The organism is Stutzerimonas stutzeri, from assembly GCF_000935215.1.
GTDB lineage: Bacteria > Pseudomonadota > Gammaproteobacteria > Pseudomonadales > Pseudomonadaceae > Stutzerimonas.
In genome coordinates, this window is the sequence record NZ_JXXD01000009.1 from 41,933 (window position 1) to 52,928 (window position 10,996).

A 10,996-nucleotide genomic window follows, 5' to 3' on the forward strand; every position below is an offset into this window, starting at 1 on the left:
TCCACAGGACTCATGACAGGAGAAATGGGCAGCCGAATGCCTGCGTCACGAGTTCTTCTGCGTGGCGCTATGCGTTGTGATGGAGGGGGCGGGCGCGGTTAGCGCCCTGTGCATGTCATTTGCCGATGCAGAAGCTCGAGAAGATTCGCCCGAGCAGGTCGTCCGAGCTGAACGCACCCGTGATCTCGCCAAGCGCCTGTTGTGCCTGGCGCAGATCCTCGGCCAGCAACTCGCCGGCGCCGGCCAGCGTCAGCTGGGCATGGCCATGCTGCAGGTACTGATCGGCCAGACGCAATGCGTCCAGATGGCGGCGGCGGGCGCTGAAACTGCTTTCAGAGGTTTGTTCGTATCCCATGCACTGCTTGAGGTGTTCGCGCAGCAACTCGATACCTTCGCCGGATCGTGCACAAAGGCTCAGTGTCGCTTGTCCGTTCTCGTCAAAGCGAATCGAGATCGGCTCACCGCTGAGGTCGGCTTTGTTGCGAATCAGCGTCACCCGGTTCGGCGCGGGACTGGACTCGAGAAACTCCGGCCACAGGGCCAGTGGGTCCTGCGCCTCAGGCGCACTGGCATCGACCATCAATAGCACCCTGTCCGCTTCGCCGATGGCGCTGAGCGCGCGCTGCACACCGATGCGCTCCACCTGGTCTTCGGTGTCGCGCAGGCCTGCGGTATCGACCACATGCAGCGGCATGCCGTCGATCAGGATGTGTTCGCGCAGGACATCCCGGGTGGTACCGGCGATATCGGTGACGATGGCGGCCTCACGGCCCGCCAGTGCGTTGAGCAGACTGGACTTGCCGGCGTTGGGGCGCCCTGCGATCACCACGGTCATTCCGTCGCGCAGCAGGGCGCCCTGTCCGGCTTCGCGCAGCACTGTGGATAACTCGGTCTTCACGGCATTCAGTTGTGCCAGAACATGCCCATCGGCAAGGAAGTCGATTTCCTCTTCGGGAAAATCGATCGCCGCTTCGACATAGATACGTAGCTGAATCAACTTTTCGGTCAGCTGATGCACGCGGCGAGAGAATTCGCCCTGTAGAGAACGCACCGCATTGCGCGCGGCCTGCGCCGAACTGGCTTCGATAAGATCGGCGATCGCCTCGGCCTGGGCCAGATCGAGTTTGTCGTTGAGGAATGCGCGTTCGCTGAATTCTCCTGGTCGAGCCAGGCGCACGCCGAGCTCGATACAGCGCAGCAGCAGCATATCCAGAACGACCGGGCCACCATGCCCCTGAAGTTCGAGTACGTCTTCACCGGTGAATGAATGCGGACCTGGAAAAAACAGCAACAGGCCTTCGTCGATCACCTCGCCGTCGTCTGCGTGAAACGCACCGTAATGTGCATACCGCGGCGTCGGCTCACGACCGGTCAGGGTAATGGCGATGGCCTTGGCCCGCGGCCCTGACACCCGAACGATGCCGACTCCTCCGCGTCCCGGGGCGGTAGCGACGGCGGCAATGGTGTCGCGAACTGGATTCATGCGGCCTCCTTTCTGGATGGCAGATAGCACAACGCCCCAATCAAGGGGCGTTGTGCATTGGCGGTTGAGGCGTCAGACGGGCTTCGCCGCGGCCTCGATCTTGCGGGTAATGTACCACTGCTGAGCGATGGACAGGACGTTGTTGACCACCCAGTACAGCACCAGACCGGCAGGGAACCAGAGGAAGAAGAAGGTGAAGATCACCGGCAGCAGCTTCATCACTCGCGCCTGCATCGGATCCGGCGGTGTCGGGTTGAGCTGCTGCTGGATGAACATGGTTATGCCCATGATGATCGGCAGGATGAAGAACGGATCCTTGATCGACAGGTCGGTGATCCAGAACATCCACGGCGCCTGGCGCATCTCGACGCTTTCCAGCAGCACCCAGTACAGGGCCAGGAATACCGGCATCTGCACCAGGATCGGCAGGCAGCCGCCCAGCGGATTGATCTTTTCCTTCTTGTACAGCTCCATCATCGCCTGGGACATCTTCTGGCGGTCGTCGCCATGCTGTTCCTTCAGCGCCTGCATTTTCGGCGACACCGCACGCATGCGCGCCATCGACCGGTAGCTGGCCGCGGAGAGCGGGAAGAAGGCGAGCTTGATGACGATGGTCAGAACGATGATCGACCAGCCCCAGTTGCCCAGCAGCGCGTGGATGTTTTCCAGCAGCCAGAAGATCGGCTGAGCGATGAACCAGAGGATGCCGTAGTCGACGGTCAGACGCAGACCGGGGGACAGTTCTTCCAGCTTGTCTTGGCTCTTCGGGCCGGCATACAGCGTGGCGCCTGTCTCGCCCTGTGCGCCGGCAGGTACGGTAACGGCGGGGCCGGTAAAGCCGATGATGTAGTTGCCCTGGCTGTCCTTGCGCGTCTGTACCTGGTTGGTATCGCCCGGCTGAGGAATCCAGGCGGTGACGAAATAATGCTGCAGCCAGGCGATCCAGCCACCCTGCACGCTTTCACGCAGATTGCTTTCATCCATGTCACCCATGGAGACCTTGCGATACGGCTCGTCCTTGGTCCACAGCGCAGCGCCAAGATAGGTAGCGGTGCCGGTGGCGGTGCTCGAGGACGGGTCACCGCTGTTGTCGCGCTTGAGCTGGCCGAACAGGTAACCGGTCCAGGGTTGAGCGCTCTGGTTGTCGATCAGGTAGTTCACCTTGAGCGCATAGTTGCCGCGCTCGAGGGTGAAACGCTTGATGTAGTTGACACCATCGGCGCTGTATTTCAGATCGACGACCACCTGGTCCTGACCTTCGGCCAGCTGGTATTCGCTTTTCTCGCTGCTGTATTGAGGACGACCGCTCGCCTTGTCCGGGCCGTCGCCGATCAGGCCGCTCTGTGCCTCGTAGACACGCTCGCCGCTGCGCTCGAACAGCTGGAACGGCACATCGGGACGATCCTGCCGACGCGGGTACTGCGGCAGATGCAGTTCGACGATGTCGCCGCCGCGCGGATCGATGGCCACATCCAGCACGTCGCTGCGCACACGAATCAGCTGGCTGCTCGGCGCGTTAGCCGGCAGAGCGCTGGCTTGCTGCTGGCCGGCAACCGCGGGCACGTCGCCAGCGGTGCCTTCACTGTTGGCGGCCGGGCTATCCGGAAGAGCCGGTGCGCCCGGCTGGCTTTGCGCGGTTTCGGTCGGTAGGGCTGCCTGACCGTAGTCCTGATTCCATTGAAGAACCATCAGGTAGGCAACGACTGCTAATGCGACGAGCAGTATCGAGCGTTTGATATCCATGGTTACTCGGCCATCGGAGATGAATTGGAGGTGTTATGGGAAGGCACGGGATCGTAGCCGCCGGGGTTCCACGGATGGCAGCGCCCTAACCTGCGCAGGCTCAGCCAGCCACCATGCAACAGGCCATGAGTTTCGATGGCCTCGAGTGCATAGCAGGAGCAGCTTGGATAGAAACGGCAGTGACTGGCCATCATCGGACTGATGGCGTACTGGTAGACTCTGATCGAAGCGATGGCCAATTTACGCATGGGTGCTGTTGGCGGCTCCAGGTTCGACGGCGGTCTTGGATGGACTGCGTGACAGTCGCTTCCAGAGCTTGGCGAATTGCTTCGCCAGTTCGGGATTGTCCAGATCAGCCAATCCCTTGCGGGCGACGATCACGATGTCCCAGCCCACCAGATCCGACTGGTGATGGCGAAAGGTCTCACGTATCTGCCGCTTGATGCGGTTACGTTCGACCGAAAGCTTGACGCTTTTCTTGCCGATCACTAGCCCAAGGCGGGGGTGTTGCAGATCGTTCTCACGTGCCAGCAGCAGGACGTTCCTGCCAGGCACCTTACCGGAAGGGGAGTCGAAGACTGCCTTGAATTGGCGGGGAGTCAGCAGTCGCTTTTCCCGGCCGAAGCCCCGACTCACTACCTGTTCCGATATCAGACGGTCAGACGCTTGCGGCCTTTGGCGCGACGACGCGACAGAACCTGACGACCGTTCTTGGTGGCCATACGGGCACGGAAGCCGTGAGTACGAGCGCGCTTGATGGTGCTGGGCTGGAAAGTGCGTTTCATGGTGCGTTTACCTGGTGATTCATTGCGGGCCGGAATGGCCCCCTTTTAAGAGACCGGCGATTGTAGAGAAGCTATCGAGCCAGGTCAATTTCCAACCAGCCCTGCATGGATGAAAAATATAAGAGGAAAAGAAATATAAGCTCTTAAGATGTAATGCTTATATATGTGCAGCACCTTTTCTGTGGATAGATGGCTACAGACCTTAGGAGACGGGCACTCCCGCGAATGCAAACCTGGTGCGAAAGCGGTGCTCACCCCGTGCAGAGGCTCTGCGCAAGCTGTGGATTAAAACGCAAGATATCCACAGGTGGTGTTAATCAGTGCTTTTGAACAGGCTTGACCACTGCCCTCAGGGGGGGGTTATCAACAGACTTGGTGACAATGCTTTTCCATGCGTTGAGTGGTTGACCAGACCTAGGGTATCCCGTCCTGCGCTTCAGGTTTGTTGTGGATAACCTGAGGGCGCGCCGTTACAATGGCCGCCGTCTTACCTCGACTGAGTCGATAGGAGCTTCCGTGTCGGTGGAACTTTGGCAGCAGTGTGTTGAGCTTTTGCGCGATGAACTGCCTGCTCAGCAATTCAACACATGGATTCGTCCACTACAGGTGGAAGGCGATGGTGATGAGCTGCGCGTCTATGCGCCCAATCGCTTCGTGCTCGACTGGGTCAACGAAAAGTACCTTTCCCGATTGTTGGAACTGCTGTCGGAGCGTTCAAGCGGAATCGCTCCGGCGCTTACTCTCCTTATAGGCAGTAAACGGACGTCATCCGCCGCTCTTCCTTCGGCTGCTGCTGCACGTGCTCAGCCACAGCCAATGGCAGTAAGCGCGCCTGCGCCGGCCATGCAGGCGCCACGCTTCGAGCCGTTGTCGGCTGACAACAGTGAACCCGAGCAGCCGCGTGTCGAGCGTACCGTGCAGGTCGAGGGTGGGCTCAAGCACACCAGCTACCTGAACCGGACCTTTACCTTCGAAAATTTCGTCGAGGGCAAATCCAACCAGTTGGCGCGAGCCGCTGCCTGGCAGGTTGCCGACAATCCCAAGCATGGCTACAACCCGCTTTTTCTGTACGGCGGTGTTGGCCTGGGTAAGACCCACCTGATGCATGCAGTGGGTAATCACCTGCTGAAGAAGAACCCCAACGCCAAAGTGGTTTACCTGCACTCCGAGCGTTTCGTGGCCGATATGGTCAAGGCACTGCAGCTCAATGCCATCAACGAGTTCAAGCGCTTTTATCGCTCGGTCGATGCGCTGCTGATCGACGATATCCAGTTCTTCGCCAAAAAAGAGCGTTCGCAAGAAGAGTTCTTTCACACCTTCAACGCGCTGCTCGAAGGTGGCCAGCAGGTCATCCTCACCAGTGACCGCTATCCCAAGGAAATCGACGGCCTTGAGGAACGTCTGAAATCGCGTTTTGGCTGGGGGCTGACCGTTGCCGTTGAGCCGCCCGAGCTTGAGACTCGTGTAGCGATCCTGATGAAGAAGGCGGACCAGGCGAAGGTGGACCTGCCCCACGACGCGGCTTTCTTCATTGCCCAGCGGATCCGTTCGAACGTCCGTGAACTCGAAGGAGCGCTGAAGCGGGTCATCGCCCATGCTCACTTCATGGGGCGCGATATCACGATCGAACTGATTCGCGAATCGCTGAAGGACTTGCTGGCGTTGCAGGATAAACTGGTCAGCGTCGACAATATCCAGCGCACCGTGGCCGAATACTACAAGATCAAGATCTCTGACTTGCTGTCGAAGCGGCGATCGCGATCGGTCGCCCGACCGCGGCAGGTGGCCATGGCCCTGTCCAAGGAGCTGACCAACCACAGCCTCCCTGAGATCGGCGACGCGTTCGGTGGGCGGGATCACACCACGGTTCTGCATGCTTGCCGTAAGATCGCCGAACTACGGGAAACTGACGCGGATATACGTGAAGATTACAAGAATTTGCTGCGAACTTTGACAACCTGAGTGCGACCTAATCTATAGGCAAGGGACCAGACCATGCATTTCTCCATTCAGCGCGAAGCCCTGTTGAAACCCCTGCAGCTGGTTGCTGGCGTCGTTGAGCGCCGTCAGACCTTGCCGGTGCTGTCCAACGTACTGCTTGTGGTGCAAGGACAGCAATTGTCGCTGACCGGTACCGATCTCGAAGTCGAACTGGTCGGCCGTGTTGCCCTTGAAGAGGCCGCCGAGCCAGGCGAGATCACCGTTCCGGCGCGCAAACTCATGGACATTTGCAAGAGCCTGCCGAGCGATGCGCTGATCAATATCCGTCTCGATGATCAGAAGGTTGTTATCAAGTCCGGGCGCAGCCGCTTTACCCTTTCAACTTTGCCGGCCAATGACTTCCCTACGGTCGAAGAAGGCCCAGGTTCGCTTTCCTTCACCGTCGAACAGGGCAAGCTGCGCAAGCTGATCGAGCGCAGCAGCTTTGCCATGGCGCAGCAGGACGTTCGCTACTACCTCAACGGTATGCTCATCGAAGTTTCAAGCGGAATGCTGCGCGCGGTAGCGACGGACGGCCACCGCCTGGCGATGTGCTCGATGCAGGCGGGGATCGAGCAACCCGATCGGCATCAGGTCATCGTGCCGCGTAAGGGTATCCTCGAGCTCGCGCGGCTGCTCAACGATCAGGACGCCGAGGTCAGCATCGTTCTGGGCCAGCACCATATTCGCGCCACCACTGGCGAGTTCACCTTCACCTCCAAGCTGGTGGACGGCAAGTTCCCGGACTATGAGCGCGTACTGCCGCGTGGTGGCGACAAGCTTGTGGTAGGAGATCGTCAGTTGCTGCGTGAAGCGTTCAGTCGCACGGCGATTCTCTCCAACGAAAAGTACCGCGGCATTCGTCTGCAGCTGGAAAGTGGGCTATTGAAGATTCAGGCGAACAACCCCGAACAGGAAGAAGCTGAGGAAGAGGTTGCGGTCGACTACAACGGCAGTTCGTTGGAGATCGGTTTCAACGTCAGCTATCTGCTCGATGTGCTGGGCGTGATGACCACCGAACAGGTGCGTCTGATTCTGTCTGACGCGAACAGCAGTGCTCTGGTTCAGGAATTCGATAACGACGATTCCGCATATGTCGTGATGCCGATGCGTCTGTAAACCAGCTTCATGTCCCTCAGTCGTCTTTCCGTCACCGGGGTCCGCAATCTGCACCCGGTGACGTTATCTCCCTCCTCTCGAATCAACATCCTGTTCGGCGATAACGGTAGCGGAAAAACCAGCCTGCTCGAAGCCATTCACCTGCTCGGGCTGGCGCGCTCGTTTCGTAGCATTCGGCTGAACCCCGTCATCACCTATGAACAATCGGCGTGCACCGTTTTTGGTCAAGTTGAACTGCCAGATCAGCACAGTCGTGCGTTGGGAGTTTCCCGGGATCGTAGCGGTGACGTCCGGATCCGTATCGACGGACAGGGGGTCAGGTCAGCCGCGGAGCTTGCCGATACGCTGCCTTTGCAACTGATCAATCCGGATAGTTTTCGTCTTCTCGAAGGCGCACCGAAATTACGTAGGCAGTTTCTTGATTGGGGCGTGTTCCACGTGGAACATCGGTTCATGCCAGCCTGGCTGCGCATGCAGCAGGCGCTCCGGCAACGGAACTCGTGGCTGCGGCATGGTACACTGGACGGCGCTTCGGATGCGGCGTGGAGCCGGGAACTGACGCTGGCCAGTGATGAAATTGACGGATATCGACGAGCCTATATTCAGGCACTTAAGCCCGTATTTGAATCGACCCTCGCGGCCTTGCTCGACATGGACGGCCTGAAGCTTAGTTATTACAGGGGATGGGATAAAGACCGCTCCTTGGCTGATGTGCTGGCGTCTTCGCTGGAACGGGATAGGTCATTAGGGCATACCCAATCCGGGCCGCAGCGTGCGGATCTGCGATTGAAGGTTGGCAATCACAACGCGGCTGAAGTGCTATCGCGCGGCCAGCAGAAATTGGTGGTGTGTGCATTGCGTATTGCTCAGGGCCATCTGGTTAGCGAAACCAAGCGCGGTCAGTGCATCTATCTTGTCGACGATCTGCCGTCCGAATTGGACGCCCAACATAGGTTGGCGCTGTGCAAGTTGCTTGAGCAACTTAACTGTCAGGTGTTTATCACCTGCGTAGATTCATCCATTTTGCAAGAAGGCTGGCATGAACAGACGCCAGTCTCAATGTTTCACGTGGAACATGGGCAAATTACCCAGATCCACGGCCCCTCGGGAGTGAAGGCATGAGCGAAAACCACACGTACGATTCGTCGAGCATCAAGGTACTCAAAGGCCTTGATGCAGTGCGCAAGCGCCCTGGCATGTACATCGGCGATACCGACGACGGCACCGGTTTGCATCACATGGTCTTCGAGGTCGTCGATAACTCGATCGACGAAGCGCTGGCCGGGCATTGCAGCGATATCTCCATCACCATCCATACCGATGAATCCATCACCGTTCGCGACAACGGTCGCGGCATTCCGGTGGATATCCATGAGGAAGGTGTTTCGGCGGCAGAGGTCATCATGACCGTGCTGCACGCCGGCGGTAAGTTCGATGACAACTCCTACAAGGTATCCGGTGGACTCCACGGCGTAGGTGTTTCGGTGGTCAATGCGCTGTCCGAGGAGTTGATGCTGACCATCCGCCGCGAGGGCAAGGTCTGGGAACAGCTCTACCGTCATGGCGTGCCCCAGGCACCTTTGGCTCCGGTAGGTGAAACTGATACCTCGGGTACACAGATTCACTTCAAGCCGTCGTCCGAAACCTTCCAGAACATCCATTTCAGCTGGGATATTCTGGCCAAGCGTCTGCGCGAACTGTCATTCCTGAACTCGGGGGTCGGTATCGTCCTGCGGGACGAGCGTACCGCCAAGGAAGAGCTGTTCAAGTACGAGGGCGGTCTGAGCGCGTTCGTTGCTTACCTGAACACAAACAAAACCCCCGTCAACGAGGTATTCCATTTCAACGTTCAGCGTGACGACGGCGTTGGTGTCGAGGTGGCGCTGCAGTGGAACGACAGCTTTAACGAAAACATTCTCTGCTTTACCAACAATATTCCTCAGCGTGACGGCGGTACTCACCTGGCCGGCTTCCGCTCCGCGCTGACGCGAAACCTGAACTCCTACATCGAGCAGGAAGGTCTGGCCAAGAAGCACAAGATCGCCACTACCGGCGACGATGCCCGCGAAGGCCTGACTGCGATCATTTCGGTGAAGGTTCCGGATCCTAAGTTCAGCTCGCAGACCAAGGACAAACTGGTTTCCTCGGAAGTGAAAACGGCCGTGGAACAGGAGATGGGCAAGTACTTCGGTGATTTCCTCCTCGAGCATCCGGGCGAGGCCAAGGCCGTGGTCGGCAAGATGATCGATGCCGCCCGTGCTCGCGAGGCTGCGCGCAAGGCCCGGGAAATGACCCGTCGTAAAGGCGCTCTGGATATCGCCGGCCTGCCGGGCAAACTTGCTGACTGCCAGGAAAAGGATCCCGCGCTTTCCGAACTCTACATAGTGGAGGGTGATTCCGCGGGTGGCTCGGCGAAGCAAGGTCGTAACCGCAAGACTCAAGCAATTTTGCCGCTCAAGGGCAAGATCCTTAACGTCGAGAAGGCGCGTTTCGACAAGATGATCTCATCCCAGGAAGTGGGCACCCTGATTACTGCTCTGGGCTGTGGTATCGGGCGTGAAGAGTACAACATCGACAAGCTGCGCTATCACAACATCATCATCATGACCGACGCCGACGTCGACGGTTCGCACATCCGGACGCTGCTGTTGACCTTCTTCTTCCGTCAGCTGCCTGAGCTGATCGAGCGCGGCTATGTATATATCGCCCAGCCGCCGCTCTACAAGGTCAAGCGTGGCAAGCAGGAGCAGTACATCAAGGACGACGAGGCGATGGAGGAATACCTCACCCAGTCGGCCCTGGAAGACGCCAGCCTGCACGTCAATGAGCATGCCCCAGGCCTTTCTGGTGGAGCGCTCGAGAAGCTGGTCAACGATTACCGTACTGTGATGAAAACTCTGCAGCGCCTATCGCGTCTGTATCCACTGGAGTTGACTGAGCACTTCATCTACCTGCCGCGTGTTTCAGTAGAGCAGTTGGCCGATCACGCCGCGATGCAGGCCTGGCTGGAGCAGTACAGCGCGCAACTCAAGGTCGGTGAACGCTCCGGTTTGATCTACAACGTCAGCTTGCGTGAAGACAAAGAGCGCCACCTGTGGCTGCCGGAAGTTGAGATCAGCTCCCACGGCCTGGCCAGCTACATCACCTTCAACCGTGATTTCTTCGCCAGCAACGATTACCGGACCGTAACCGCTCTCGGTGAGAAGCTGAACAGCCTGCTCGAAGAGGGAGCCTATGTTCAGCGCGGCGAGCGCAAAAAGCAGGTATCCACCTTCAAGCAAGCGCTGGAGTGGTTGATGACCGAAGGCACGCGCCGCCACAGCGTTCAGCGATACAAGGGACTGGGCGAGATGAACCCGGATCAACTGTGGGAAACCACCATGGATCCAAACGTACGGCGCATGTTGAAAGTGACGATCGAAGATGCCATTGGTGCAGATCAGATCTTCAATACCCTGATGGGCGATGCCGTTGAACCGCGTCGCGACTTCATCGAAACCAACGCTCTGGCAGTGTCTAATCTGGACTTCTGATCCGCCTGTCGACGGGCAGATAAATTGTCATGTTTGTGCAAGTTATTGTCATGACAATTTCTGTCACTACCCCGGCCTAGCGCCGGGGTTTTTCTTTGTCGATCAGGCTCTTAGGCATAGCCACACAGTACCGCATAGATTTGCAGTGTAGTGAAGCTACAAGGAAGGGGCAAAAAAGCTCGTTTTCGCGTGGACGAATTCTGGGAGATTCGGCGGGACGGCTGGAGCGCTGCAATTTATGCCAATCAAAAAGGCATCGCCCATCAGCAATGATTACTGATGGGAAGTGCGATGCGACACGCTTGCGGCTTCTTTAAAACGAACCGCATGCTGATGTGCCTGCCACCCTGCCA

The 10,996-nt window shown here is 58.2% G+C and carries 9 protein-coding genes; 4 read left to right on the forward strand and 5 right to left on the reverse strand.

Annotation, left to right across the window (positions count from 1 at the left end):
- Nucleotides 1-115 precede the first annotated feature (115 nt).
- The 5 genes from mnmE to rpmH all read right to left on the reverse strand — a co-directional run bounded on the left by mnmE (nt 116) and on the right by rpmH (nt 4,011).
- Nucleotides 116-1,483, reverse strand: a complete 1,368-nt coding sequence (gene mnmE / locus LO50_RS01150) for a tRNA uridine-5-carboxymethylaminomethyl(34) synthesis GTPase MnmE (protein WP_003303704.1) — start codon at nt 1,481-1,483, stop codon at nt 116-118.
- A 72-nt stretch (nt 1,484-1,555) separates the two neighbouring features.
- Entirely contained in the window at nt 1,556-3,226 is a 1,671-nt protein-coding gene (gene yidC / locus LO50_RS01155) for a membrane protein insertase YidC (protein ID WP_044313826.1), read from the reverse strand.
- 2 nt (nt 3,227-3,228) lie between these two features.
- Complete coding sequence (gene yidD, locus LO50_RS01160) at nt 3,229-3,474, reverse strand: membrane protein insertion efficiency factor YidD (RefSeq protein WP_003303707.1); 246 nt, start codon at nt 3,472-3,474, stop codon at nt 3,229-3,231.
- Entirely contained in the window at nt 3,467-3,862 is a 396-nt protein-coding gene (rnpA, locus tag LO50_RS01165; protein WP_003303708.1) for a ribonuclease P protein component, read from the reverse strand. The genes yidD and rnpA overlap by 8 nt, the downstream gene beginning before the upstream one ends.
- A gap of 14 nt (nt 3,863-3,876) precedes the next feature.
- On the reverse strand, nt 3,877-4,011 hold the full coding sequence (gene rpmH, locus LO50_RS01170; protein ID WP_003290924.1) for a 50S ribosomal protein L34: 135 nt from the start codon (nt 4,009-4,011) through the stop codon (nt 3,877-3,879).
- A gap of 516 nt (nt 4,012-4,527) precedes the next feature.
- On the opposite strand from rpmH, the gene dnaA reads away from it, so the two are divergent.
- Genes dnaA through gyrB form a run of 4 tightly spaced genes read left to right on the forward strand, consistent with a single transcriptional unit; the run spans nt 4,528 to nt 10,643 of the window.
- A complete protein-coding gene (dnaA, locus tag LO50_RS01175) occupies nt 4,528-5,973 on the forward strand; it encodes a chromosomal replication initiator protein DnaA (protein WP_044313827.1) in 1,446 nt (481 codons plus the stop codon).
- Between the two features lie 33 nt (nt 5,974-6,006).
- Nucleotides 6,007-7,110: a DNA polymerase III subunit beta gene (gene dnaN, locus LO50_RS01180; RefSeq protein ID WP_014818479.1), complete on the forward strand. Its 1,104-nt coding sequence runs from the start codon at nt 6,007-6,009 to the stop codon at nt 7,108-7,110.
- Between the two features lie 9 nt (nt 7,111-7,119).
- A complete protein-coding gene (gene recF, locus LO50_RS01185; protein WP_044313828.1) occupies nt 7,120-8,232 on the forward strand; it encodes a DNA replication/repair protein RecF in 1,113 nt (370 codons plus the stop codon).
- Entirely contained in the window at nt 8,229-10,643 is a 2,415-nt protein-coding gene (gene gyrB, locus LO50_RS01190; RefSeq protein ID WP_041013085.1) for a DNA topoisomerase (ATP-hydrolyzing) subunit B, read from the forward strand. Before recF ends, gyrB begins: the two co-directional genes overlap by 4 nt.
- Nucleotides 10,644-10,996 lie beyond the last annotated feature (353 nt).